25 protein-coding genes and 2 tRNA genes are annotated in these 23283 nt (G+C 71.3%); 6 read left to right on the top strand and 21 right to left on the bottom strand.

From position 1 onward, the window contains the following. Window positions 1-47 precede the first annotated feature (47 nt). From yajC to pgsA, 11 genes are all read right to left on the bottom strand, one after another. Window positions 48-521, bottom strand: coding sequence for a preprotein translocase subunit YajC (gene yajC / locus OG965_RS09990; RefSeq protein WP_371651273.1), 474 nt, complete (start codon window positions 519-521; stop codon window positions 48-50). Between the two features lie 169 nt (window positions 522-690). Further along, window positions 691-1770, bottom strand: a complete 1080-nt coding sequence (ruvB, locus tag OG965_RS09995) for a Holliday junction branch migration DNA helicase RuvB (RefSeq protein WP_371651275.1) — start codon at window positions 1768-1770, stop codon at window positions 691-693. Window positions 1771-1795: 25 nt separating this feature from the next. Further along, entirely contained in the window at window positions 1796-2401 is a 606-nt protein-coding gene (gene ruvA, locus OG965_RS10000) for a Holliday junction branch migration protein RuvA (protein WP_371651277.1), read from the bottom strand. After that, window positions 2398-2943 (bottom strand): crossover junction endodeoxyribonuclease RuvC, encoded by a 546-nt coding sequence (ruvC, locus tag OG965_RS10005; protein ID WP_371651279.1) that lies wholly within the window; start codon window positions 2941-2943, stop codon window positions 2398-2400. Before ruvC ends, ruvA begins: the two co-directional genes overlap by 4 nt. Before the next feature lie 119 nt (window positions 2944-3062). Next, window positions 3063-3815, bottom strand: a complete 753-nt coding sequence (locus tag OG965_RS10010) for a YebC/PmpR family DNA-binding transcriptional regulator (protein ID WP_371651281.1) — start codon at window positions 3813-3815, stop codon at window positions 3063-3065. Window positions 3816-3877: 62 nt separating this feature from the next. Then, a complete protein-coding gene (pdxT, locus tag OG965_RS10015) occupies window positions 3878-4465 on the bottom strand; it encodes a pyridoxal 5'-phosphate synthase glutaminase subunit PdxT (protein ID WP_371651284.1) in 588 nt (195 codons plus the stop codon). A gap of 7 nt (window positions 4466-4472) precedes the next feature. Continuing rightward, window positions 4473-5387 (bottom strand): pyridoxal 5'-phosphate synthase lyase subunit PdxS, encoded by a 915-nt coding sequence (gene pdxS, locus OG965_RS10020; protein WP_371651286.1) that lies wholly within the window; start codon window positions 5385-5387, stop codon window positions 4473-4475. Window positions 5388-5590: 203 nt separating this feature from the next. Then, window positions 5591-6136, bottom strand: coding sequence for a hypothetical protein (locus OG965_RS10025; RefSeq protein ID WP_371651288.1), 546 nt, complete (start codon window positions 6134-6136; stop codon window positions 5591-5593). Between the two features lie 293 nt (window positions 6137-6429). Next, window positions 6430-7590 (bottom strand): glycosyltransferase family 4 protein, encoded by a 1161-nt coding sequence (locus OG965_RS10030; RefSeq protein WP_371651290.1) that lies wholly within the window; start codon window positions 7588-7590, stop codon window positions 6430-6432. Further along, the gene (locus OG965_RS10035; RefSeq protein WP_371651292.1) at window positions 7587-8483 is read right to left on the bottom strand and encodes a phosphatidylinositol mannoside acyltransferase; all 897 of its coding nucleotides are present in this window, start codon (window positions 8481-8483) and stop codon (window positions 7587-7589) included. The genes OG965_RS10030 and OG965_RS10035 overlap by 4 nt, the downstream gene beginning before the upstream one ends. Further along, on the bottom strand, window positions 8480-9139 hold the full coding sequence (gene pgsA / locus OG965_RS10040) for a phosphatidylinositol phosphate synthase (protein ID WP_371651294.1): 660 nt from the start codon (window positions 9137-9139) through the stop codon (window positions 8480-8482). Before pgsA ends, OG965_RS10035 begins: the two co-directional genes overlap by 4 nt. 283 nt (window positions 9140-9422) lie before the next feature. Here pgsA and OG965_RS10045 point away from each other — a divergent pair, with 283 nt between their 5' ends. Beyond that, complete coding sequence (locus tag OG965_RS10045) at window positions 9423-11630, top strand: elongation factor G-like protein EF-G2 (protein WP_371651296.1); 2208 nt, start codon at window positions 9423-9425, stop codon at window positions 11628-11630. 186 nt (window positions 11631-11816) lie between these two features. Then, complete coding sequence (locus OG965_RS10050; protein ID WP_371656903.1) at window positions 11817-13472, top strand: hypothetical protein; 1656 nt, start codon at window positions 11817-11819, stop codon at window positions 13470-13472. Between the two features lie 17 nt (window positions 13473-13489). On the opposite strand, the gene OG965_RS10055 is transcribed toward OG965_RS10050, so the two are convergent. The 4 genes from OG965_RS10055 to OG965_RS10070 form a co-directional block, all read right to left on the bottom strand. Next, the gene (locus OG965_RS10055) at window positions 13490-14050 is read right to left on the bottom strand and encodes an HIT domain-containing protein (protein WP_371651298.1); all 561 of its coding nucleotides are present in this window, start codon (window positions 14048-14050) and stop codon (window positions 13490-13492) included. 79 nt (window positions 14051-14129) lie between these two features. Next, window positions 14130-16106: a threonine--tRNA ligase gene (thrS, locus tag OG965_RS10060; protein WP_371651300.1), complete on the bottom strand. Its 1977-nt coding sequence runs from the start codon at window positions 16104-16106 to the stop codon at window positions 14130-14132. Between the two features lie 141 nt (window positions 16107-16247). Continuing rightward, a complete protein-coding gene (locus tag OG965_RS10065) occupies window positions 16248-17444 on the bottom strand; it encodes a hypothetical protein (protein WP_371651301.1) in 1197 nt (398 codons plus the stop codon). Further along, the gene (locus tag OG965_RS10070; RefSeq protein ID WP_371651303.1) at window positions 17444-18010 is read right to left on the bottom strand and encodes a DUF4365 domain-containing protein; all 567 of its coding nucleotides are present in this window, start codon (window positions 18008-18010) and stop codon (window positions 17444-17446) included. Before OG965_RS10070 ends, OG965_RS10065 begins: the two co-directional genes overlap by 1 nt. Before the next feature lie 140 nt (window positions 18011-18150). Here OG965_RS10070 and OG965_RS10075 point away from each other — a divergent pair, with 140 nt between their 5' ends. Continuing rightward, window positions 18151-18876 carry a 3'-5' exonuclease gene (locus OG965_RS10075; protein ID WP_371651305.1) on the top strand — a complete coding sequence of 242 codons (726 nt, stop codon included), beginning with the start codon at window positions 18151-18153 and terminating at the stop codon, window positions 18874-18876. A 64-nt stretch (window positions 18877-18940) separates the two neighbouring features. Here OG965_RS10075 and OG965_RS10080 read toward each other — a convergent pair. The 4 genes from OG965_RS10080 to OG965_RS10095 form a co-directional block, all read right to left on the bottom strand. Further along, window positions 18941-19012 (bottom strand) — tRNA-Val (locus tag OG965_RS10080). A gap of 39 nt (window positions 19013-19051) precedes the next feature. Continuing rightward, on the bottom strand, window positions 19052-19513 hold the full coding sequence (locus tag OG965_RS10085; protein ID WP_371651306.1) for an SRPBCC family protein: 462 nt from the start codon (window positions 19511-19513) through the stop codon (window positions 19052-19054). 107 nt (window positions 19514-19620) lie between these two features. Further along, window positions 19621-19692 (bottom strand) — tRNA-Val (locus OG965_RS10090). Between the two features lie 63 nt (window positions 19693-19755). After that, complete coding sequence (locus tag OG965_RS10095; protein WP_371651309.1) at window positions 19756-20166, bottom strand: TIGR02611 family protein; 411 nt, start codon at window positions 20164-20166, stop codon at window positions 19756-19758. Between the two features lie 190 nt (window positions 20167-20356). Here OG965_RS10095 and OG965_RS10100 point away from each other — a divergent pair, with 190 nt between their 5' ends. Together OG965_RS10100 and OG965_RS10105 are read left to right on the top strand one after the other, a co-directional pair. After that, on the top strand, window positions 20357-20770 hold the full coding sequence (locus OG965_RS10100) for an SsgA family sporulation/cell division regulator (protein ID WP_003987206.1): 414 nt from the start codon (window positions 20357-20359) through the stop codon (window positions 20768-20770). Window positions 20771-20977: 207 nt separating this feature from the next. Continuing rightward, on the top strand, window positions 20978-21535 hold the full coding sequence (locus OG965_RS10105; RefSeq protein WP_371651311.1) for a CGNR zinc finger domain-containing protein: 558 nt from the start codon (window positions 20978-20980) through the stop codon (window positions 21533-21535). 44 nt (window positions 21536-21579) lie between these two features. Here OG965_RS10105 and OG965_RS10110 read toward each other — a convergent pair whose 3' ends face one another. Together OG965_RS10110 and OG965_RS10115 are read right to left on the bottom strand one after the other, a co-directional pair. Beyond that, window positions 21580-21759: a hypothetical protein gene (locus tag OG965_RS10110; RefSeq protein WP_371651313.1), complete on the bottom strand. Its 180-nt coding sequence runs from the start codon at window positions 21757-21759 to the stop codon at window positions 21580-21582. 388 nt (window positions 21760-22147) lie between these two features. Next, window positions 22148-22597 carry a hypothetical protein gene (locus OG965_RS10115; protein WP_371651315.1) on the bottom strand — a complete coding sequence of 150 codons (450 nt, stop codon included), beginning with the start codon at window positions 22595-22597 and terminating at the stop codon, window positions 22148-22150. 155 nt (window positions 22598-22752) lie between these two features. On the opposite strand from OG965_RS10115, the gene OG965_RS10120 reads away from it, so the two are divergent. Then, complete coding sequence (locus OG965_RS10120) at window positions 22753-23280, top strand: DsbA family protein (protein WP_371651317.1); 528 nt, start codon at window positions 22753-22755, stop codon at window positions 23278-23280. Window positions 23281-23283: the final 3 nt, after the last annotated feature.

Here is a 23283-nt window from a genome sequence, read left to right on the forward strand (position 1 = left end):
GCGGGACCGGCGGGCGCGGGTGCGCGCCCAGCGGTCCCCGAGAGTGGTTACTTCGCGTCCGACTCGCCGTCTGCCTTGCCGTCCTTGGGCGCGGCGGCGTCGTCCGCCTCGTCCTTCTTGCCCAGGTCGATCTTGCCGTCCGCCGGGGCGGCCTCGGCCGCGTCGGCCGCGTCCTCGGTGCTCTCGGTCAGCGCCGAGGCGTCGTCCGGCACGGCCGGGAGGTCGGACGTCTCGGCCGATTCGCCGTGCACGATGCGGTTGTACTCCTCGTCGGAGAGGACCGCGCCGATCGAGTTCTTCGCGTATACGGCGTGGACGCCCGGCGCCACCTCCAGAAGGACCGTGTCGTCGCCGATCTCCTTCACGGTGGCGTACATGCCGCCGATGGTGCGGACGCCGGTGCCGGGCTGCATCTCATTGCGCATGGAGGCGGCCTGCTGCTGCTTCCTCTTCGCCGAGCGGGTCATGAGGAACATGGCCCCGATGAGGACGATGAAGGGGAGAAGGGTCACGAGACTCACGGGACGAACTTCCTTCGCACGACCGCGCAAGGAGTGCGGCCTGATCTGGGGGTGGGTATGCCGACCGGTAAATGTATGGGCGGCATCGGCGGAGTCTAAGCGAGTCCGCACAGCTGGAACAACGCCCAGCATCCCACCGGGGTTCCTCCCCGTGCACCCACCCGCGCCGTCACGGCCCGAAGAGCCCCTGTTGTCCGCTTCCCGAGACGCCGCCCGGGCCCTGCTGGGGCGGGACGAGGCCGAGGTGCGCCCAGGCGGCGGGGGTGGCGACGCGCCCGCGCGGGGTCCGCGCGAGCAGGCCTTCCCGTACGAGGAAGGGCTCGGCCACCTCTTCGACGGTCTCGCGCTCCTCCCCCACCGCGACCGCCAGCGTGGACAGGCCGACCGGGCCGCCGCCGAACAGTTTCAGCAAGGCCTGCAAAACCGCCCGGTCCAGCCGGTCAAGACCCCGGCTGTCCACCTCGTACACCCGCAGGGCCGCCGCCGCGATCTCGCAGGTGATCACGCCGTCGGCCTTGACCTGCGCATAGTCCCTGACGCGGCGCAGCAGCCGGTTGGCGATACGGGGCGTGCCGCGCGAGCGGCCGGCGATCTCGGCCGCGCCCGCCGGGTCGATCTCCACATCGAGGAGGCGGGCCGAGCGGTGGATCACGCGCTCCAGCTCGGCGGGCTCGTAGAACTCCATGTGCCCGGTGAAGCCGAAGCGGTCGCGCAGCGGGGGCGGCAGCAGCCCCGCGCGCGTCGTGGCGCCGACCAGGGTGAAGGGGGGCAGCTCCAGCGGGATGGCGGTGGCGCCGGGGCCCTTGCCGACGATCACGTCGACCCGGAAGTCCTCCATCGCCATGTAGAGCATCTCCTCGGCGGGCCGCGACATCCGGTGGATCTCGTCGAGGAAGAGGACCTCACCCTCCTGGAGGGAGGAGAGGATCGCGGCGAGGTCGCCCGCGTGCTGGATCGCCGGGCCGCTGGTGATCCGGATGGGGGCGCCCATCTCGGCCGCGATGATCATCGAGAGCGTGGTCTTGCCGAGGCCGGGGGCGCCGGAGAGCAGCACGTGGTCGGCGGTGGCGCCGCGCGCGCGGGCCGCGCGCAGCACCAGGTCGAGCTGCTCGCGGACCTTCTCCTGGCCGACGAACTCGTCCAGGTCCTTGGGGCGCAGGGCGGCCTCGACGGCCTGGTCCTCGCCGTCGGCCACCGAGTCGACCAGCCTCGGGTCGGTGGCGTCGGCTCCGGTCTCGTCCCAGTTCATCAGTGTGGTTCTCTCGTCGGCTCGGTCAGCGGGCGCGGTTGAGGGTCTGCAGCGCGGCCTTCAGGAGCGCTCCGATGTTCGGGTTCCCGGCGGCCTCGGCCTGCGGGGCGACGGCGGCGACCGCCTCGTCGGCCTCCCGGGTCGCATAGCCGAGGCCGATCAGGGCGGCGTGCAGCTGGTCGCGCCAGCCCGCGGTGACCGGGGCGCCGACCGCCGGGGCGCTGCCGACGGGCGCGCCGAGCCGGTCCTTCAGCTCGATGAGGAGCTTCTGGGCGCCCTTCTTGCCGATGCCGGGGACGGCGGTCAGCGCCTTCTCGTCGCCGGAGGCGAAGGCCCGGCGCAGCGCGTCCGGCGTGTGCACCGAGAGGACCGCCTGGGCGAGCCGGGGGCCCACCCCGTTGGCGGTCTGGAGCAGTTCGAAGACCTGCTTCTCGTCGTCGTCCGCGAAGCCGTACAGCGTCAGCGAGTCCTCCCGTACGACCAACGACGTGGCCAGCTTGGCCTGTTGGCCGATACGGAGACCGGCAAGCGTGTTCGGAGTGCACTGGAGGGCCATGCCGACGCCGCCGACCTCGACCACCGCGGTGTCGGGGGCGAGGGCGGCGACCGGGCCGCTGACGAAGGCGATCATCGCGTGACCTTCTTTACGGAGAGTTGGGCACGGCGGGCCTGCTCGTGCGCCTGTTGCAGCCGGTTGACGGCGGGGGCGCGCCAGATGTGGCAGATGGCGAGGGCCAGCGCGTCCGCCGCGTCGGCCGGTTTCGGCGGGGCGTCGAGCCGAAGGAGCCGGGTCACCATCGCTCCGACCTGGGCCTTGTCGGCCCGGCCGCTGCCGGTGACGGCGGCCTTGACCTCGCTGGGGGTGTGCAGGGCGACCGGGATGCCGCGGCGGGAGGCGCAGAGCATGGCGACGGCGCTGGCCTGGGCGGTGCCCATCACCGTACGCACGTTGTGCTGGCTGAACACCCGCTCCACGGCGACGAATTCGGGCCGGTGCTCGTCGAGCCACCGCTCGATGCCCTGCTCGATGGCGACGAGGCGGTGGCCCAACTCGGCGTCCGCGGGCGTCCGTACGACACCGACGCCCAGCATGGTGAGCGGCCGGCCCGCGACCCCCTCGACGACGCCCACGCCACACCGCGTCAGTCCGGGGTCCACTCCGAGTACGCGCACGGCCCCTCCCCTCGGTGATCTTTGACTTGCTGCCAGGCTATCCGCTGCCACTGACAACAGCGGCGGGCCGGTGGGACGTGTCCCATCGGCCCGCCGAAACCGCTCAGCGCGCGGCAGCGCTACGCGTCGACCTTCTCCATGACCTCGTCGGAGACGTCGAAGTTGGCGAAGACGTTCTGCACGTCGTCGCTGTCCTCCAGCGCGTCGATCAGCTTGAAGATCTTGCGCGCGCCCTCCTCGTCCAGCTCGACCTGCATGGTCGGGACGAAGTTGGAGTCGGCCGAGTCGTAGTCGATGCTGGCGTCCTGGAGGGCCGTGCGGACCGCGACCAGGTCGGTGGCCTCGGAGATGATCTCGAAGGAGTCACCGAGGTCGTTGACCTCTTCGGCGCCGGCCTCCAGGACCGCGTCGAGGACGTCGTCCTCGGAGAGCTCGCCCTTGGGGAGGACGATGACGCCCTTGCGGTTGAAGAGGTACGAGACGGAGCCCGGGTCGGCCATGTTGCCGCCGTTGCGGGTCATGGCGACGCGGACGTCCGAGGCGGCACGGTTGCGGTTGTCGGTGAGGCACTCGATGAGCACCGCGACACCGTTGGGGCCGTAGCCCTCGTACATGATCGTCTCGTAGTCGGCGCCGCCCGCCTCAAGACCGGCACCGCGCTTGAGCGCGGAGTCGATGTTCTTGTTGGGCACCGACTGCTTCTTCGCCTTCTGCACGGCGTCGAAGAGGGTCGGGTTGCCGTCGATGTCGGCGCCGCCGGTGCGGGCCGCCACCTCGATGTTCTTGATCAGCTTCGCGAAGAGTTTGCCGCGCTTGGCGTCGATCACGGCCTTCTTGTGCTTCGTCGTAGCCCATTTAGAGTGGCCGGACATCTGCCTGTCTCCTTCGCGTAACCAATTCTGCGTCGTTCGGCAGAGATCCTACCGGGAGCCGGTCACCGGGCGTCGCGCACCATGTCCACGAAGAGGGCGTGCATCCGGTGATCGCCGGTCAGCTCGGGGTGGAACGAGGTCGCGAGGGCGTTGCCCTGGCGCACCGCCACGATGTGGCCGCCGTGCTCCGCGAGGACCTCGGTCTGCGCGCCGACCGACTCCACCCAGGGCGCCCGGATGAAGACGCCGTCGACGGGGCCGACTCCGGAGATCTCCACGGTGGCCTCGAACGACTCGTTCTGCCGTCCGAAGGCGTTGCGGCGCACGATCATGTCGATGCCGCCGATCGTCTCCTGGCCCGAGCGCGGGTCGAGGATCTTGTCGGCGAGCATGATCAGGCCGGCGCAGGTGCCGTAGACGGGCATGCCGTCGGCCACGCGCGCGCGGAGCGGCTCCATCATTGCGAAGAGGACCGCGAGCTTGGAGATGGTGGTGGACTCGCCGCCGGGTATGACCAGGCCGTCCACCTCGGCGAGCTCCTCGGGGCGCCGGACCGGCCTGGCCACGGCGTCCGCCGCGGCCAGGGCGATCAGGTGCTCCCGTACGTCGCCCTGGAGGGCCAGGACACCGATCACGGGGGTGTGCGTCATGTCGGTACTACCAGCCGCGGTTGGCGTAGCGCTCGGCCTCGGGGAGGGTGTCGCAGTTGATGCCGACCATGGCCTCGCCCAGGTTGCGGGAGGCGTCCGCGATGATCTTCGGGTCGTCGTAGAAGGTGGTGGCCTTCACGATGGCGGCGGCGCGCTTGGCCGGGTCGCCCGACTTGAAGATGCCGGAGCCGACGAAGACGCCCTCGGCGCCGAGCTGGCGCATCAGCGCGGCGTCGGCCGGGGTGGCGACGCCACCGGCGGAGAACAGCACCACCGGGAGCTTGCCGAGCTCGGCGACCTCCTTGACGAGCTCGTACGGGGCGCGCAGGTCCTTGGCGGCGGCGTACAGCTCGTTGTTGTCGAAGCCGCGCAGCTTGGCGATCTCGTTCTTGATCTGGCGCAGGTGGCGGACGGCCTCGACGACGTTGCCGGTGCCGGCCTCGCCCTTGGAGCGGATCATGGCCGCGCCCTCGGCGATACGGCGCAGGGCCTCGCCCAGGTTGGTGGCGCCACAGACGAACGGGGTCGTGAAGGCGAACTTGTCGCTGTGGTTGACCTCGTCGGCCGGGGTGAGGACCTCGGACTCGTCGATGTAGTCGACGCCGAGGGACTGGAGGACCTGGGCCTCGACGAAGTGGCCGATGCGGGACTTGGCCATGACCGGGATGGAGACGGCCTCGATGATCTCTTCGATCATGTTGGGGTCGGACATCCGGGCGACGCCGCCGTCCTTGCGGATGTCGGCCGGGACCCGCTCCAGGGCCATGACCGCCACGGCGCCCGCGTCCTCGGCGATCTTCGCCTGCTCGGCGTTGACCACGTCCATGATCACACCGCCCTTGAGCTGCTCGGCCATGCCGCGCTTCACGCGCGCGGTGCCGGTCTCGGGGGTGTGGGCGCTGTTGGAGATGGTGCTGGACACGGGACCTCACTGGGGTGAAGAAGGGGGTGAAGAAAGGGTTCTCTACTGCCCATGAGGGTGGCTCCGCGGACCAGTCCACAGCAAGGGCCAATGTGGAGGCGGTGGATCGTTTTGGCGGGCCGATCGGCCGGCGGGGCGCGGTTCGCGCGGGCGCCTCTCCGGTTACGGCCCCAGGGTTACGGCTACGGGCCCGGGGGTGACGGCTACGAGCCCGGGCGGTCCGCCAGCGCGGCCGGGGGCTCGTCGTCCATCTCGAAGGCCAGGGGGAACGGGGCGTGCCCGGCCAGCCGGAACCAGCGGACCGTGCGGTGCCTGCGCAGGGCGCGGGCGGCGCGTACGGCGTCGTTGTGGAAGCGGCGGGCCATCGGGACCCGGCGTACGGCCTGGGCCAGCTCCTCCGCCGCGTCCACGCCGCCGGGGGCCTCACGGACCGCCTCCATCTGGGCGGGCTCGCCGAAGACGGCCCGCAGCGCCTGGCTGAGCTCGCTCTCGGCGACCTCCCGGTGCTCCTCCTCGGCCTGGCGCGCCGCGTGCGCCGCCTCGTACAGCACGATGGACGCGGCGGGGTCCAGGACGCCGGAGGTGGCCAGTTCCTGGGTGACCGAGGCGCGGCGCAGCAGCTGGGCGTCGAGGGCGGCGCGGGCGGCGTCGATGCGGGCGTGCAGGCGGTCGAGGCGGCCGGCGGTCCAGCTGAGATAGAGGCCGGTCGCCACGAGGGCGACGACGATCCAGATGAGGGTTACGGTCACGGGCGGCAAGGCTACCGGGCCCTCCGGGGGTGGGCGGGAGTAGAGACGGTCACCCTGGGCCTGCGCCCCTGGACCCCGTTGCGGGGCCTGCGGCCCCCGCACCCCGCTTTCGGGGCTGCGCCCCGGGGTTTCCGTTCGTCTGCGGACCGTCGGTGGCTGGTCGCGCGGTTCCCCGCGCCCCTAGGAGGTTGGGGTCACCGGGGTTGCCACAGGATCGCCCCGCAGGGGCGCACTCAGGGGCGCGGGGAACTGCGCGACCAGCCCCCACCCACCCGCAGACGAACCCCGGGCCCTCAGTCCCGCGCCAATCCGAACCTCGCCCGGAACCCCGGGCGTTCGTCCGTGGCCACCGATGCCGCGCCGTCCGTCACCGTCTCGTAGACCGCGAGGATGTCCGCGCCCACCGTCGACCAGTCGAAGCGGCGTACGTGGGCGGAGCCCCTGGCGCTGAGTCCCGCTCGGCGGGCCGGGTCGGACAGGAGACCCACGGCCGCCTCGGCCAGCGCGTCCGCGTCCTCGTTGGCGAAGAGTTCGCCCGCGCCGCCCTGGTCCAGGACCTGCGCGAACGCGTCCAGGTCGCTCGCCAGGACCGCCGCCCCGGCCGACAGCGCCTCGACCAGGATGATGCCGAAGCTCTCGCCGCCGGTGTTGGGCGCCACGTACACGTCGACGCTGCTCAGGAAGCGCGCCTTGTCCTCGTCGCTGACCATGCCCAGGAACTCCACGCGGGAGCGCATCTGGGGCGGGAGGGACGCCACGGCTTCCTCCGCGTCGCCCTTGCCCGCCACCAGGAGGCGGGTCTGCGGGCGTTCCGCGAGGATCTTGGGCAGCGCCCTCATCAGGACCGGCAGGCCCTTCCTCGGCTCGTCGATGCGGCCCATGAAGCCGAGCGTGTCGCCCTGCCACTCAGGCCTCGGCTCGGCCTTGGCGAAGAAGTCGACGTCGACGCCGTTGGGGATCACCACCGCGTCGCCGCCGAGGTGCTCGACCAGCGTGCGCCGCGCGTACTCGCTCACCGCGATCCGCGCGCTGATCTTCTCCAGGGCGGGCTGCAGGATCGGATACGCCGCGATCATCGCCCGCGAGCGCGGGTTGGACGTGTGGAACGTCGCCACGATCGGCCCCTGCGCCGCCCAGCAGCTCAGCAGGCCGAGGGAGGGTGAGGCGGGCTCGTGGATGTGGATGACGTCGAAGGTGCCCTCGTGCAGCCACCGCCGCACCCGGGCCGCCGAGAGGAAGCCGAAGTTCAGCCGCGCCACCGAGCCGTTGTACGGGACGGGAACCGCCCGGCCCGCCGAGACCACGTACGGCGGGAGCGGCGTCTCGTCGTCGGCGGGGGCGAGGACGGAGACCTCGTGGCCGCGCCGGATCAGATGCTCGGCCAGGTCCCTGATGTGGAACTGGACGCCGCCCGGTACGTCCCAGGAGTACGGGCAGACGATGCCGATCCTCACGCCCGGCGCTCCTCAAGGTCGGCGAGCCACAGTCGCTGCAGCATGTGCCAGTCCTCCGGGTGTTCGGCGATTCCGGTGGCGAAGGCGTCCGCCAGCGCCTGGGTCATCACGGAGGTCTTCTCCGTGCGGGTGCCCGTCTCGGGCACGTCGATCGGCGGGTGCACCCTGCCCTGCATGACGGGCGACCCGTCGTACCAGAGCGTCACGGGCAGCAGCAGCGCGCCCGTCTGCTGGGCCAGCAGCGCGGGCCCGGCCGGCATCCGCGCGGCCTCCCCGAAGAACTTCACCTCGACGCCGGAGGCGGACAGGTCGCGGTCCGCGACCAGGCAGACCAGGCCGCCCGCCCGCAGCCGTTGAGCCAGCGTGCCGAAGGCCGAGCCGCCGGTGTGCGGCAGGACCTCCATGCCCAGGCTCTCGCGGTAGGCGACGAACCGGTCGTACAGCGTCTCGGGCTTGAGCCGCTCGGCGACCGTGGTGAACGGGGTGTCCAGCTTGGTGGTGACCCAGGCGCCCGCCAGGTCGTAGTTGCCCATGTGCGGCAGCGCCAGGACCACGCCCCGCCCGGAGGCGAGGCCGTCGGTGAGGTGGTGGAGGTCCCTCGGCGCGAAACCGGTCTTCATCCGGTCCCTGCTCCAGGCAGGCAGCCGGAACGACTCCATCCAGTACCGCATGTACGAGCGCATTCCGGCCTTGGACAGCTCGGCCAGGCGCTGCGGGGAGGCGTCGGGCACCACGCGCGCGAGGTTGGACTCCAGGCGCAGCACGCTCTTGCCGCGCCGCTTCCACACCGTGTCCGCGATCCGCCGGCCCAGGCCCGTGGCCATCGGCTCGGGGAGCTTCTTGACGGTGGCCCAGCCCAGTCCGTAGAGCGTGTCCGTCAGCCGTTCCCTCATGAGGCGGCCTCACTGGTCCTGGCGGCGGCGTCGGCCTCCGCCGCCTCGCGGCGCACCGTCACCACCCGCTGGATCAGCGTGATCAGGCTGCCCACGGCCACGACCCACAGCGCGATCGGCAGCAGGATCTGGATGCCGGGCACGCCGAACTTGTGCAGCCCCGCGAGACCGGCCGCGACCAGCGAGATGACCAGGCGCTCGGCCCGCTCGATCAGGCCGTTGACGGCGACCGGCAGCCCGATCGACTCGCCGCGCGCCTTGGTGTACGAGACGACCTGGCCGCTGGCCAGGCAGAAGATGGAGACCGCGCACAGGACGTTGTTGTCGCCGCTGCCCGCGTACCAGAGGGCGAAGCCGCCGAAGATCGCGCCGTCCGCGACGCGGTCGAGCGTCGAGTCGAGGAACGCGCCCCAGCGGCTGGAGATCCCCGCCTGGCGGGCCATGTTGCCGTCGACCAGGTCGGAGAAGACGAACAGGGTGATGACGATCGTGCCCCAGAAGAACTCGCCCCGGGGGAAGAAGACCAGCGCACCCGCCATCACTCCGGCCGTGCCGAGCAGGGTCACGGCATCCGGGCTCACCCCCCGGCGGAGCAGAAACGCGGCGAACGGCGTGAGGACACGCGTGAAGAATGCACGCGCGTACTTGTTCAGCATGGCCTTCCCGACGGTCGGTGTGGCCGCGCGGCCCTGCTGGCCACCGGCTGGCCCATCGTAGCCAGGCCCGGGGACCTCCACCGCCGCGCACCCTTCCCTGCCCGCGTTCCCGTACGACGTATGGACGCACAGTGACCGGAGTGGAACGCTGGAAAGACCGCGGGCACGCGAAGCCGCCTCCGCCGGGGTTCTCCCTGGCCGGGGGCCGGGGGAGGATTCCGCGCGGCCGCGCCCTTTCACCACCTCACCGTGCAAGAAACGGAAGCTATACGGGAGGAACGGCATGGGCGACAAGGCGAGTGCACATCCCGGAGCCGCCGGCAGGGCAGCTACGGCCGACCACCCCTCATCCGTACGGAACGTGGTGCTGGTCGGCCACAGCGGATCCGGGAAGACGACATTGGTGGAAGCGCTCGCGCTGACGGCGGGGGCCGTCAACCGCGCGGGCCGGGTCGAGGACGGCGGGACCGTCTCCGACTACGACGAGATCGAACACCGGCAGCAGCGCTCGGTCCAGCTGTCGCTGGTCCCCGTCGAGTGGGCCGGCTGCAAGATCAATATTTTGGACACCCCCGGATACGCCGACTTCGTCGGGGAACTCAGGGCCGGTCTGCGAGCGGCGGACGCGGCCCTTTTCGTCGTCTCCGCCTCGGACGGCGTGGACGGCGCGACCCGGATGGTGTGGGACGAGTGCGCGGCCGTGGGCATGCCGCGGGCCATCGTGATCACCCACCTGGAGGCGGCCCGCGCCGACTTCACCGAGATGACCCGGGTGTGCGCCGAGGCGTTCGGGGGCGACGACCCCGACGCCGTACTGCCGCTCTATCTGCCGCTGCACGGACCCGAGGGGCCGGACGGGCACGCGCCCGTCACCGGCCTGATCGGGCTCCTTTCGCAGCGCGTCTTCGACTACGCGTCCGGCGAGCGCAAGGAGGCCGAGCCCGGCCCCGAGCAGCTCCCGCTCGTCGAGGAGGCCCGTAACCGGCTGATCGAGGGGATCATCGCCGAGAGCGAGGACGAGACCCTCATGGACCGCTATCTCGGCGGCGAGGAGATCGACGTCAAGACGCTCGTCGACGACCTGGAACGGGCGGTGGCGCGCGGCACCTTCCACCCGGTCCTGGCGGCCGCCCCGGCCGCCGAGGGCGCCCGCCAGGGCATCGGCACGGTCGAGCTCCTTGAGCTGGTCACGGGCGGCTTCCCGACCCCCCTGGAGCGCACCGCGCCCGAGGTGACGACCCCGCAGGGCGCCGCGCGCCCCACCCCGGTCTGCGCCCCCGAGGGCCCGCTGGTCGCCGAAGTGATCAAGACCTCGTCCGACCCGTACGTGGGCCGGGTCAGCCTGGTCCGCGTCTTCTCCGGCACCCTGCACCCCGACGAGACCGTCCACGTCCTGGGGCACGGCATGACCGACCGGGGCCACGAGGGCCATGCCCTCCACGAAGCGGACGAGCGGATCGGCGCGCTCTCCTCGCCCTTCGGCAAACAGCAGCGCACCCTCAGTTCCTGCATCGCGGGCGACATCGCCTGTGTCGCCAAGCTGACCCGCGCCGAGACCGGCGACACCCTCTCCGGCAAGGACGACCCGCTGCTCATGGCGCCCTGGGAGATGCCCGACCCGCTGCTCCCGCTGGCCATCCAGGCCCACAGCAAGGCCGACGAGGACAAGCTCTCGCAGGGGCTCTCCCGGCTCGTCGCCGAGGACCCGACCATGCGCCTGGAGCAGAACCCGCACACCCACCAGCTGGTCCTGTGGTGCCTGGGCGAGGCCCACAAGGACGTGGCCCTGGAGCGGCTGCGCAGCCGCTACGGCGTCCAGGTCGACGTCGTCCCGCACAAGGTGTCGCTCCGCGAGACCTTCGGCGACACCGCCACCGGGCGCGGCCGCCACGTCAAGCAGTCCGGCGGCCACGGCCAGTACGCGATCTGCGAGATCGAGGTGGCGCCGCTGCCCCCCGGATCCGGCATCGAGTTCGTCGACAAGGTGGTGGGCGGCGCCGTGCCGCGCCAGTTCATCCCCTCCGTCGAGAAGGGCGTACGCGCCCAGGCCGCCAAGGGCGTCGCCGCGGGCTACCCGCTCGTCGACGTACGGATCACACTCCTGGACGGCAAGGCGCACTCGGTGGACTCCTCGGACGCCGCCTTCCAGACGGCCGGGGCCCTCGCCCTGCGGGAGGCCGCCGCCGACGCCCGCATCCACCTCCTGGAACCCGTCGCCGAGCTCCAGGTGCTGGTCCCCGACAACTACGTGGGCCCGGTCATGAGCGATCTGTCCGGCCGCCGGGGCCGCGTCGTCGGGACCGAGCAGGCGGGCCCGGGGCGCACCCTCGTACGGGCCGAGGTGCCCGAGATCGAGATCGGGCGGTACGCGGTGGACCTGCGCTCCGTCTCGCACGGCACCGGCCGCTTCGACCGCAGCTACGCCCGGCACGAGCCGATGCCGCCGCAACTGACGGAGAAGTTCCGTGAATCACTGGAAAAGACCGCTTAGGTACGGTAATTGACGGATCGTCGGAAACGCTGCCCGCCCAACCCCCTTGCGGCGGGCGGCATTCCGATGTCCCGTGTCGCGAGAGCGCCGACCCCGATACGCTGTGTCCCTGCTCAGCAGGTGTGCGGGGAACGGCAGTCGGGAACAGGCCGCAGAGCGATACAGTGCGCGGCGATGGGGGCGGCAGTGGCGGACCAACCATTCGACTTCTCACCCGGGGCCCAGGTCCCGCTCCAGGGCTCGGCGGGCCAGACGGCCGCGACCCAGGCACTGGCCTCGGCCGCCTACCGGGACAGCCCGGTCGCCGACATCCTCAAGGCCAACAACGAGTGGCACGAGTCGGCCGTCACCAAACCCCGGCTCTCCCTCTTCGAACCGAACCTCGGTGAGGCCTTCTCCCGCGCCGTGCAGTCCCGCATGCTCGGCGCCACCCGCAAGGCGATCATCCAGTCCTTCGGCACCGAACCGCAGACCGTCGTCGAGCACTGCCTCGCCGCGATCCGCATCCGCAAGGAGCGCGACACCAAACTCACCCTGGTCACCACCGTCTTCGGGGTGCTCTTCCTGCCCGGACTGCTGCTGTGGCTCGCCCTCTTCCAGCTGCGCCGCACCCTCGCCGGCGCCAAGGACCGCCGCGTCGGGGCCCTGGGCAACCTGCTGCTCGTCGCCTTCGCCGTGCTCGCCGTGATCGCGCTGGTCAAGCTGCCCTTCGGCGGCTTCCTCGCGATCTATCTGCGGGCCATGCTGGTGATGCCCGTCCTCGGCTGGTTCTGGGCCAAGCAGATCTGCGAATCCACCGCCAAGGACCTGCGCGCCCGCTGGAGCGGCCTGCTCTCCGGCGGCGGAGTCGGCGCCAAGATCCCCGAGGCCGTACCGAAGAACCCGCACGAGACCGCCGCCGAGCAACTGCGCCAGAACCTCGCCAAACTCACCGCCGAGCAGCACAGCAACGCCGTCTTCTACGCCGGCCCCAAGGGCATACTCGGCATGGGCACCCGCTGGGGCAGCTGGCAGCTCGCCGAGGAGCTCGTCTCCAAGGACCCCGGCAAGGAGATCCACGGCTTCCGCAGCTGGGACGTCATAAGGTCCATCCAGGACCGCCTGCACCTGCTCGAACGCGGCCCCCTGCACACCGGCGGCTTCCCCAAGCCCTCGGTCACCAACTGGGTCGTCTCCCCCGTCGGCGAGAACGCCAAGGAAGTCGCCCGGCCCACCGGCCAGGACGTCGACAACTTCCTGGTGCGCCAGCACGAGGTCCAGCGCATCTGCAACGAGCAGCAGTTCTCCAGCGGCAACCGCCACTACCTGGGCGTGCAGTTCACCCTCTGGGACGGCCAGCTGGTGATCACCATGATGATCACCGTGACCGTGCTCCACGAGACCCTGCGCATCGAGGTCACCGGACACGCCCTCGGCCCGGTGCACGCCCTGTTCACCACCAAGCCGAGCCCCAAGACCAAGTCGGTCGACAAGACCTTCAAGTTCTGGGAGAAGAAGGAGATACAGCTCCCGTTGGTCGAGCCGCGCGAGGTGGTCCGCCTCGCCGCCCGCGCCCCGCTCACCTGGTACCCGCCGCTCCTCGACCACCTCGGCGGCAAGCTGGTGCTGCCCGAGCCGTTCGGCCTGCGGCACGCCTGGGCCGACAAGCCCTGGCGCCACCGCTTCATGGCCGACGACGCGATGCGCGCGGCCACGCCCGTCCTGCGCGTGGTGCACGCCGCCGCGATGAAGGTGCTGGACGAGAACGGCGTGGACACCGAGCGCTTCAACAGCCGCTCGATGGCCCTGAGCGGCATGGTGCAGGACCCGGCGCCACGCAGGGCGGACTCGTACGACGCGTGAACGACGACACCTGAACCTCAGCCCCTGGGCCAGGCCTCCGCGAGCATCTTGCGGGTGTCGCCCAGGAGTTGGGGCAGGATCTTGGTGTGGCCGACGACCGGCATGAAGTTGGTGTCGCCGCCCCAGCGAGGCACGATGTGCTGATGCAGATGGGCGGCGATACCGGCCCCGGCCACGGTGCCCTGGTTCATGCCGATGTTGAAGCCGTGCGCCCCGGAAGCCGTCCGCAGGGCCGTCATCGCCTGCTTGGTGAGCTCCGCGAGCTCCACGGTCTCGGCGGCGTCCAGGTCCGTGTACTCGGCGACGTGCCGGTAGGGCACGACCATGAGGTGGCCGCCGTTGTACGGGTAGAGGTTGAGCACCGCGTACACATGCTCGCCACGGGCCACGATCAGCCCGTCCTCGTCGGATTTGGCCGGGATGGAGCAGAAGGGACAGCCGTCGCCCGCACCCGGGCCGGTCGGCTTGTTCTCACCCTGGATGTAGGCCATCCGGTGGGGCGTCCACAGGCGCTGGAAGGCGTCCTGGACACCCACCCCGATCTGCTGTTCCGGCTCACTCGTCATGCTGTGCAGCATATGACTTCACCTACGGGGACGAGGAGCGGCCCCCGGGGAGCAGGGCTTCCCGGGGGCCGCGTCGGGCGGGTGAGGGGCGTCAGACCTGCGCCCGCTCCTCGACGACCTTGAGCAGCTTGGCGATCGCCTCGTCGACCGGGACGCCGTTCTCCTGCGAACCGTCGCGGTAGCGGAACGACACCGCACCGGCGGCCATGTCCTCGTCACCCGCGATGATCATGAACGGAACCTTGGCCTTCTGCTGGTTCCTGATCTTCTTCTGCATCCGGTCCGAGGACGCGTCGACCTCGACCCGCAGCCCCTTCTTCCGCGCATCGGCGGCGAACTTCTGCAGGTACTCGACGTGCGCGTCACCGATCGGGATGCCGACCGCCTGGACCGGGGCCAGCCACGGCGGCATGGCGCCCGCGTAGTGCTCCAGGAGGACCGCGAAGAACCGCTCGATGGAGCCGAACAGCGCGCGGTGGATCATGACGGGGCGCTGCTTGGTGCCGTCCGGGCCGGTGTACTCCAGGTCGAAGCGCTCCGGCAGGTTGAAGTCGAGCTGCACGGTCGACATCTGCCAGGTACGGCCGATGGCGTCCTTGCACTGCACCGAGATCTTCGGGCCGTAGAAGGCGGCGCCGCCCGGGTCCGGGACCAGCGGGAGGCCCTGCTTCTCGGCCACCTGCCGCAGGGTCTCGGTGGCCTCCTCCCAGATCTCGTCCGAGCCGACGAACTTCTCCGGGTCCTTGGTGGACAGCTCCAGGTAGAAGTCGGTCAGACCGTAGTCGCGCAGCAGGTTCAGGACGAAGGTGAGGGTGCGGTCCAGCTCCTCCGCCATCTGCTCCTTGGTGCAGTAGATGTGCGCGTCGTCCTGGGTGAAGCCACGGGCCCGGGTCAGGCCGTGCACGACGCCCGACTTCTCGTACCGGTACACGGTGCCGAACTCGAACAGGCGCAGCGGCAGCTCACGGTAGGACCGGCCGCGCGCGTCGAAGATCAGGTTGTGCATCGGGCAGTTCATGGGCTTGAGGTAGTAGTCCACGCCCTCGTCGAGCTGCATGGGCGGGTACATGCCGTCGGCGTACCAGTCCAGGTGACCCGAGGTCTCGAAGAGCTTCCCCTTGGTGGCGTGCGGGGTGTAGACGAACTCGTAGCCCTCCTCCTCGTGCCTGCGGCGCGAGTAGTCCTCCATGACCCGGCGGATGATGCCGCCCTTGGGGTGGAAGACGGCCAGGCCGGAGCCGATCTGCTCCGGGATGGAGAACAGGTCGAGCTCGGCGCCGAGCTTGCGGTGGTCGCGCTTCTCGGCCTCGGCCAGGAATTCGAGGTGCGCCTTCAGCTCGTCCTTGGAGGGCCAGGCGGTCCCGTAGATGCGCTGGAGCATCGGGTTCTTCTCGCTGCCGCGCCAGTAGGCGGCGGCGTTGCGCATCAGCTTGAAGGCCGGGATGTTGCGGGTGGTCGGCAGGTGCGGACCCCGGCAGAGGTCCTTCCAGCACAGGTCGCCGGTCTTGGCGTCCAGGTTGTCGTAGATGGTCAGCTCGCCGCCGCCCACCTCGACGTCCGCGCCGTCGTCGCTCGAAGCGGAACCCTTGATGCCGATGAGCTCCAGCTTGTACGGCTCGCCTCCGAGCTCCTCGCGGGCGGCCTCGTCGGTGACCACCCGGCGGGAGAACTTCTGCCCCCGCTTCTGGATCTCCTGCATCTTCTTCTCGATGGCCTTGAGGTCCTCCGGGGTGAAGGGCCGTGCCACGTCGAAGTCGTAGTAGAAGCCGTCCCGGACCGGCGGGCCGATGCCCAGCTTGGCCTCGGGGAAGAGCTCCTGGACGGCCTGGGCCATCACATGGGCGGTGGAGTGGCGCAGGATGTTGAGGCCGTCCTCGGAGGAGATCTCGACGGGCTCGACCTCCTCGCCGTCCTTCACCTCGTACGCGAGGTCCTTCAGCTCGCCGGCCACGCGGGCCGCGACGATGGTGCGCTCACCGGCGAAGAGCTCGGCAGCCGTAGTGCCCGTCGTCACCACGCGCTCTTCCCGCTCGGAATCGCGTTGGATGATCACACGGACGTCTGACACCGGTCTCTCCTGACTGAAGGGGGCGCACCAGATTCATCTTCAGATGCGAGATGAATCCTACCGAGCCGGTAGGGCCGGTCGCGAAACGGTTTGTACGACGCCGCCCGCGAAGCCGCCCGCACCGGGACCCGCGCCCCCGCCTCACTCCTCCCCCGTGCACGCCTCCTCGAAGAAGGCCATGCTCTCCATGGTCCCCTGGATCGACTTCATCAAGCGGTCCCGCTCCGCGTCGTCCACCTGGACCGGCACCACCCCGGTCGCCCCGGCGAGCCGACGGAAGCCGCCCCGGCTCTCCAGTCGCCCGGCCACCCTGATCGGCAGGCCTACGAGGTGGGCGTGGCCCGCGATCCGGTAGGCCTCCTCGTCCAGCTGCATCCGTACGTACGGGATCTCCGCGCCCGCCAGGACCCGCAGCCGTACCGTCCCCGGGCCGCGCGGGCCCGAGCGCCGCAGCCGGACCACCGCGCCGGTGACCCGGACCGGCAGCGAGGGCTCGGCGCCGAGGTAGCGCGCCCCGGCCTCGCGCAGCGCGGGCAGGTCGCCGGGCGAGAACTCCACCGGTTCGGGGCGCGGCGCGCACCCGGCCGGGACGCCCGCCGCCGGGGCCCACTCCAGGGCGACCCGGACGCCCTCCGAGCCCGACACCAGGGCGACGACGGCCTCGGTGAGCTCGCGGCTGGCGCCCGCCCCGACGGCCGCGTCGAACGCCTCCATGCCGCCGGTGGTGCGGCGGTAGTCGATGGCCTCGCGGACCGCGTACAGCGCCTCGTAGAGCTGGACCACCACCGCGCGGCCCGGCTCCACGGGGACGAACGCGGTGAGCCGCCCGCCCGGTGCCGGGCCGACCAGGACGCCGTCGAGCGCGGCCAGTGCCTGTCTGCGGTGGCGGGCGCCGTAGTACCCGGCCCGGCCGCGCACGGCGAGCGCGCCCGCCAGGAGCATCCGGTGGGCGGCGCCCCGCAGCCGCTCCTGCTCGGTCCAGGGGGCGGCGCCGGAGGGGGCCGGCGGGGTGTCGCGCCACCAGCGGACCTCGTCGCTGGGCACGGCGAGCGAGACCAGCACCTCGCGCGCGGACGGCGCCGCCGAGCGGGCCAGCGCGGTGAGCGCCTCGCCGATCAGGTCCTCGCTGTCGGGGTACGCGCGGCTGTCGGGCACCAGCAGGCTCGTGCCGGAGCCGCCGCCCCCGGGCGGGGTCCAGCGCGCGTACCGCCCGGCCGCGCTGCCGCGCCGCTGCCAGCCGTGCCGGTGCAGCAGCACCCCGAGCACGGCCGGGTCCACCTGTGCCGGAACCGGCTCCACCGTCTCCGGCCCGCCGAACTCCCCGCTCGACAGACGCATCAGGGCCTCCCTCCCACCCCGACCCGGGTCATGATCTCGCAGAGCGCGTGATCGTCGAAGATCCGCGAGGTCGGTATCCGCACTGTGGTCCTGCGCCGCCCGGTCACCGCGTGGCCGGCCAGGTTGGTCCAGTAGCAGCAGTGCCGCAGCGCGAGCCGGTCGTGGCCCGCGCGCAGCCACTCGTCCCGGCTCCTGGGCACGAGCATCACGACCAGGATCTTGTGCACCGACACGGGTGTGCGGGCCAGCTTCACCAGGTGCTCGTTGTCGAGGGTGAAGGAGAAGGCCCCGCCCGGCGGGTGCGGCGGGATCTGGTACGTGCACTTGAGCTGCACCTTGATCGTGACTTCGTCGTCGACGGTGTGGCCGGGGGCGCTGTGGCTCACGTGCCAGTCGATTCCGTTGTCCGGAAAGGGCTGCGAGAGCGAACACCCGGCGGCGGCCGCCACGGCGTGGAGGTAGCCCACCTGGAGGGTCTCCATGCAGGCGGTGGTGGCGAGTGAGCCGCGCGGCGGGGCGATCCGCTCGGGCATCAGCCCGCCCGGCTCGGGCTGCGCGATCGCCATGGCCGTCGTACGCCTTCCGTCAACTTGCGGGCCCGTCACCTGTGTTGTTGCCGGAGGGCGTACGCCGCAAACGGCCCGGGTATCACGGAATCGGGCAGGGGACGCACGCCATCTGCCAAGGGCACAAAGGGAGTTGAACCATGACGTGCTGGTATGAAGGCCCCCTGGCCGCTTTCGACACCGAGACGACCGGCGTGGACGTGGAGCGGGACCGCATGGTCTCGGCCGCCCTGGTGGTCCAGGACGGACCGGGTTCGCGGCCCCGGGCGACGCGCTGGCTGGTGAACCCGGGCATATCCGTGCCGGAGGGCGCGACCGCCGTCCACGGGCTCACCGACGAGCACCTCCAGCTGAACGGGCGGTGGCCCGCGCCGGTGATGGAGGAGGTGGCCAGGGCGCTGGCGGAGGAGTGCGCGGCGGGGCGGCCAGTGGTGGTGATGAACGCGCCGTTCGACCTCACGCTGCTTGACCGGGAGTTGAGGCGCCACCGCGCCTCGTCGCTGGCGCGCTATCTGGACGGGGCGCCGCTGCGGGTCCTCGATCCCCGGGTCCTCGACAAGCACCTGGACCGCTACCGCAAGGGCCGCCGCACCCTCACCGATCTGTGCGCGCACTACGGTGTGACGCTGGACAGCGCGCACGACGCGGCGGCGGACGCGCTGGCCGCGCTGGAGGTCGTACGGGCGGTGGGGCGCCGGTACGCGGCGCGCCTTGAGCGGCTCACCCCGGCGGAGATCCACACCCTGCAGACCGGCTGGCACGCGGCCCAGGCGCGGGGCCTGCAGGCGTGGTTCACGCGCAACGGCACCCCGGAGGCGGTGGATCCGGCGTGGCCGTTGCGGCCCGAGCTGCCGGCGGCGGCCTGACCGGCGGACCGGCCGTCAGATGCGGAAAGGCCGGTCCGTCGATGACGGACCGGCCTTCTCCCGGTGGGCGATACTGGGTTCGAACCAGTGACCTCTTCGGTGTGAACGAAGCGCTCTCCCACTGAGCTAATCGCCCGGGAACGGACTGAACCATACAGGCCCGGACGGCCCGGGTTCAAACTCCGTTCAGGACAGCCGTCAGCCCCCGCCGCCCGGCGCGCATCATCAGGGCGTGGTTGGCGAGGAAGACGGGCCGCCCGGGGACGGCGAGCCGCCGCATCAGCGGCTTGCGCACCTCGACCTCCTGCTCGTACACCGCGCGCGTGCCGCCGCCGCAGGCGCTCAGCGTCCAGCGCGCCCAGCCGTCCAGGTCGCCGCTCATGGCCACTTCCAGGACGCCGGCCGCCTCGTCGCGGCGCCGCTCGCGGGCGGTGACGACCAGGTCGTACGGCAGGAGGGAGCGGAACCTGGCGGTGCCGGTGCGGTCGTCGACGGCGGTCACCTCGCGTATCTGCGGCCACCAGTGCGGATACGCCTCGGCGCGCTCCAGGACCGCGTAGACGGCGGCGGGCGGGGCGGGCAGGTGCCAGACGCTGCGGAACCGGTAGTGGCTCCAGCCCGCGGTTCTCGGCTTCATGGTTCAAGTCTGCGCCGGGGGGCGGGAAGTACACCGGCAGATGACCGGGCTCTCCGGAACGCCGAAGGCCCGGAGATCGTTGTCGATCTCCGGGCCTTCGGTCCGGGTGGGCGATACTGGGTTCGAACCAGTGACCTCTTCGGTGTGAACGAAGCGCTCTCCCACTGAGCTAATCGCCCGGGCGCACCGCAAACATTACCGCATGTCAGCGGGGCGTTTGACCATGGTGGCCGGTCCCGCCGTCACTCGTTGATCTTCCACGGCATGACGAGTCCGAACTTCCAGAGGTAGACCGTGGCGAGCGCCGCGACGATCACCAGGGCGATCGCCGTGAGGATGATGTTCCGCCGCCGCACCCTGGGATCGAGGGCCCGCTGGGCGGCCTCGGTGACCTTCCGCCTGGTCCAGCGCAGCACCAGCTGGGCCCAGACGAACTCGGTCGCCCAGATCGCCATACCGCCGAAGATCACCAGCCATCCGGGGCCGGGCAGCGGAAGCATGATGATGCCCGCCACGACCACCGCGAGGCCCACTATGAAGACGCCGACCTGCCAGCTCAGATGGAGCGGCCTGGACGCCTTGATGAAGGCGGGCGCCCGCGATCCCAGGACCGCCTCCGGCGCACCGGCCTGCTCGTCACTCCCCGTATTCATGCGCTCCAACCTACCCGACCGCGGACCCTCACCAGAATGGCCGCATAACCCAAAGTAATACTCCGCCGTACGAGCTACCTGAACGACCGCAAAACGGCCAGAGGGGTTTACAACGGCACCGTAGGTGGCATGTCGATTTCGCCGACGTGCGAATCCCCGAGCGCACACTGAGCGAAAGGCCCTGGCGCTTATGAACACCACGGTCAGCTGCGAGCTGCACCTGCGCCTCGTTGTGTCGAGCGAGTCCTCACTGCCTGTACCCGCGGGCCTGCGGTATGACACGGCCGATCCCTACGCCGTGCACGCCACCTTCCACACCGGAGCCGAGGAGACCGTCGAGTGGGTGTTCGCCCGCGACCTTCTCGCCGAGGGCCTGCACCGGCCCACCGGCACCGGAGACGTCAGAGTCTGGCCGTCGCGCAGTCACGGCCAGGGCGTCGTCTGCATCGCCCTCAGCTCCCCGGAAGGAGAGGCCCTGCTCGAAGCCCCTGCGCGGGCTCTGGAGTCGTTCCTCAAGCGGACCGACGCCGCGGTGCCACCGGGCACCGAGCACCGTCACTTCGATCTGGACACGGAGCTCTCGCACATCCTGGCGGAGAACTGAGCCAGACCGAGAACCGCACGGCGCCGTCCGACTCGGGGAGACGGCGCCGCGCGGACACCCGCATAGGCACGCCCACCGCATAGCCACTCCACCGACGCCCGTCCCGCGAAGACCCTCGCGGGACGGGCGCCGGTGCGCTCGCGCCCGAGCCGCTAGAGTCACCGGGCATCGGCGGGCACCGGCCCGCAGCAGGCCAGGGAGCGAATCGTGCTGATCCCTCACGACACCCGGATCGCCCTCGACATGGTGGTCGATCTGGTGAACACCTCGCCGGAGAGCGAGGAGCCCGACCGGCTCGCCGACATCGAGGCGCTGGACGGCTTCGTACGGGACCACGACATCAGCGGCGTGCAGAGCCTCACGGCGCGCGACCTCTCCGGCGTACGGACCGTACGCGGCCGTTTCGCGGGTGTTTTCGAGGCGCCGGACGCCCGGGCCGCGGCCGGTCTCGTCAACGAGATCGTGGCCGAGGCGGGCACCACGCCCCAGCTCACCGACCACGACGGCTACGACTGGCACGTGCATTACTTCGCGCCCGGCGCCTCGATCGCGGACCACGTGGCCGCCGACGGCGGGATGGCGCTCGCGTTCATCGTGGTGGCGGGCGAGCATGAGCGGCTGCGCCGGTGCGAGGCGCCGGACTGCGGGCGGGCCTTCGTGGACCTCTCCCGCAACCGCTCGCGCCGCTACTGCGACAGCCGCACCTGCGGGAACCGGCTGCACGTGGCCGCCTACCGGGCCCGGCGCAAGGAAGCGGCGGGCTGACCCGGGGCGCCGCCGCCCCGGGCGGGGCGCTCCCGTACCGCCGGTCACAACAGGTACAGGTCGTGCAGGGCCGCCATGAGCAGCAGGCAGCCGATCACTCCGAGGAAGATCATCAGGGGTGGCTGCGAAAGGGCGAAGAGACAGCCGCGCGGCTCGTCGGCCGGGGGCGTGGCGTGCGGTTCTTCGGGCGGCGCGGGGACGTGCCCCGGGGAAGTGTCCAGCATCTCGGGTGATGATGGACCAGCGGGGGCACCACGGGGCGCCAACACGCCCACTCGCAGCGGGAGTTACCTCGATGTTGCCGGACCGGCGCCGCGCCGGCCGCCGTCCGGGCCCGCGCCGCGTCGACGCCGGGGGCGAATTGAGGGCCGGGGCCGGGAAACGGTTCCGGAATCGGGTGTGGGAGCGCTCCCGTACGCTGGCCGGAATTCACTCCAACTGGAATTCCGCACACAGGAATTCATGACCGCGGAAATTCCCCGGTCAGGCCGGTCACGGCAAGTTATGGAGTGTCAGATTCCGACGCTCTTTCAGATTCCGCGCCGGGTTCCGTATCGGGTCCGGCCCCCTACCGGGGTTCCGTATCCGGACGTACGCGCCCTCGGCTCCGGGTCAGATCCCGTGCTTCTTCAGGATCGCCTCGATGTCGCTGAAGTCCTCCGCGCCGCCGGACTTGCCCTTCGCCTTCGGGGCCGGCTGTGCGGCGGACCGGCGACCCGCGCCCAGAGAGGGTGCGGAGGCCGCCGGGGCGATCGCCTCTCCCCCGGCCGCCTCGGCCGCCCTGCGCTCCTTGCGGGTGCCACCCTCGGAGCGCCGCTCCACGAGCCGGGTGGCGGAGAAGAGCAGCCAGGCGATGCCGAGCAGGCCGAAGCCCGCCCAGACGCTCGGCTTGAACACGATGCCGGACACCCATTCCACGACACCGGTCATGACCAGGGCCACGGGGACCAGCGAGTAGGCGGCGATCCGCGTGGCCGACAGGAAGCGCTTGCGGTACGCCGTGACGACAGCGATGCCCAGTCCGGCCGCGGACGCGGCGGAGCAGACGGTCTCGGCAAGCATCCGGTTCCTCCAGACATGGGGTGTGTGGCTCTTCCATCCTGCACCGGAGCGGGCCGTCCGGGCCACGGTGCGCCAGGACATCAGGGAGATCTCGGGGGCAGATCCTCCCCAGGTCCCGGTTGGGGCCCGTCGGCCGGGGCTGGAAGACTGGCCCCATGAGCGAGACCACCCCCGAAACCGCCCCCGGCTCCGCCACCCCCGTCGTCCTGGACGTGTGGTGCGAGCTCCAGTGCCCCGACTGCCACGCCGCCCTCGACGACGTCCGCGCCCTGCGGGCCCACTACGGCGACCGGCTCGACATCCGGCTGCGGCACTTCCCGCTGGAGAAGCACAAGCACGCCTACGCCGCCGCCCAGGCCGCCGAGGAAGCGTTCGAGCAGGGCCAGGGCTGGCCGTACGTGGAGGCGGTGCTCGCCCGCACCGGGGAGCTCGGTGAGCGGGGCGAGCGCGTGCTGCTCGACGCCGCGCGGGAACTCGGCCTGGACGCCGAGGAGTTCGACACCGCCCTCATCGACGGCCGGCACCTGCTGATCGTCGACGCCGACCAGGCCGAGGGCAAGGCGATCGGCGTCACCGGCACCCCCACGTACCTCATCGACGGCCAGCGCCTGGACGGCGGCAAGAGCCAGGAGGGCCTGCGCGCCCGCATCCAGGAGATCGCGGACCGGCTGCTGGGCGTCTGAGCC

It is taken from the genome of Streptomyces sp. NBC_00224, from assembly GCF_041435195.1.
GTDB lineage: Bacteria > Actinomycetota > Actinomycetes > Streptomycetales > Streptomycetaceae > Streptomyces.

Coding starts and splice junctions, on each gene's coding strand:
- ruvB (WP_371651275.1), bottom strand. CDS start 1,770: ATGAACTGGGACGAGACCGGAGCCGACGCCACCGACCCGAGGCTGGTC.
- ruvA (WP_371651277.1), bottom strand. CDS start 2,401: ATGATCGCCTTCGTCAGCGGCCCGGTCGCCGCCCTCGCCCCCGACACC.
- OG965_RS10010 (WP_371651281.1), bottom strand. CDS start 3,815: ATGTCCGGCCACTCTAAATGGGCTACGACGAAGCACAAGAAGGCCGTG.
- pdxT (WP_371651284.1), bottom strand. CDS start 4,465: ATGACGCACACCCCCGTGATCGGTGTCCTGGCCCTCCAGGGCGACGTA.
- OG965_RS10035 (WP_371651292.1), bottom strand. CDS start 8,483: ATGAGGGAACGGCTGACGGACACGCTCTACGGACTGGGCTGGGCCACC.
- pgsA (WP_371651294.1), bottom strand. CDS start 9,139: ATGCTGAACAAGTACGCGCGTGCATTCTTCACGCGTGTCCTCACGCCG.
- OG965_RS10045 (WP_371651296.1), top strand. CDS start 9,423: ATGGGCGACAAGGCGAGTGCACATCCCGGAGCCGCCGGCAGGGCAGCT.
- OG965_RS10055 (WP_371651298.1), bottom strand. CDS start 14,050: ATGCTGCACAGCATGACGAGTGAGCCGGAACAGCAGATCGGGGTGGGT.
- OG965_RS10065 (WP_371651301.1), bottom strand. CDS start 17,444: ATGCGTCTGTCGAGCGGGGAGTTCGGCGGGCCGGAGACGGTGGAGCCG.
- OG965_RS10070 (WP_371651303.1), bottom strand. CDS start 18,010: ATGGCGATCGCGCAGCCCGAGCCGGGCGGGCTGATGCCCGAGCGGATC.
- OG965_RS10075 (WP_371651305.1), top strand. CDS start 18,151: ATGACGTGCTGGTATGAAGGCCCCCTGGCCGCTTTCGACACCGAGACG.
- OG965_RS10085 (WP_371651306.1), bottom strand. CDS start 19,513: ATGAAGCCGAGAACCGCGGGCTGGAGCCACTACCGGTTCCGCAGCGTC.
- OG965_RS10095 (WP_371651309.1), bottom strand. CDS start 20,166: ATGAATACGGGGAGTGACGAGCAGGCCGGTGCGCCGGAGGCGGTCCTG.
- OG965_RS10100 (WP_003987206.1), top strand. CDS start 20,357: ATGAACACCACGGTCAGCTGCGAGCTGCACCTGCGCCTCGTTGTGTCG.
- OG965_RS10110 (WP_371651313.1), bottom strand. CDS start 21,759: ATGCTGGACACTTCCCCGGGGCACGTCCCCGCGCCGCCCGAAGAACCG.
- OG965_RS10115 (WP_371651315.1), bottom strand. CDS start 22,597: ATGCTTGCCGAGACCGTCTGCTCCGCCGCGTCCGCGGCCGGACTGGGC.
- OG965_RS10120 (WP_371651317.1), top strand. CDS start 22,753: ATGAGCGAGACCACCCCCGAAACCGCCCCCGGCTCCGCCACCCCCGTC.